The sequence below is a fragment of the Acinetobacter johnsonii genome (assembly GCF_048551975.1).
GTDB classification, from domain to species: domain Bacteria; phylum Pseudomonadota; class Gammaproteobacteria; order Pseudomonadales; family Moraxellaceae; genus Acinetobacter; species Acinetobacter johnsonii_A.
In genome coordinates, this window is record NZ_JBIMCF010000274.1 from 1 (window position 1) to 261 (window position 261).

1 protein-coding gene is annotated in these 261 nt (G+C 44.4%); it reads right to left on the reverse strand.

Translation table 11 applies throughout. The features are described from left to right. Positions 1-261 (reverse strand): hypothetical protein (locus ACG9ZB_RS17480; protein WP_419326870.1); only part of this gene is annotated, 261 nt, incomplete at both ends.

The following is a 261-nucleotide window of genomic DNA, read 5'->3' on the forward strand; positions in this document are numbered from 1 at the left end:
GTATGATACCGCCCTTGCCCAATAGTATTTAGTCGCAGCACTACCCACATTATCGGTATAACTTTCGACGGCTGTACTGGCAATCAATACTGCTTGTCCAATATCATCTAAGTTTGACCGCCATAACTCGGTATAGGCGTAATTGCTAAATGACGGATTGTGCCAACCAACAAAAATAGAGGCTAATGCGCCATTGGCTGTTAGTCCTGTAACCTTTGGAGGCTTGGTTAAGTTTCTAGGGGGAGAAGTTAAGAATCCACC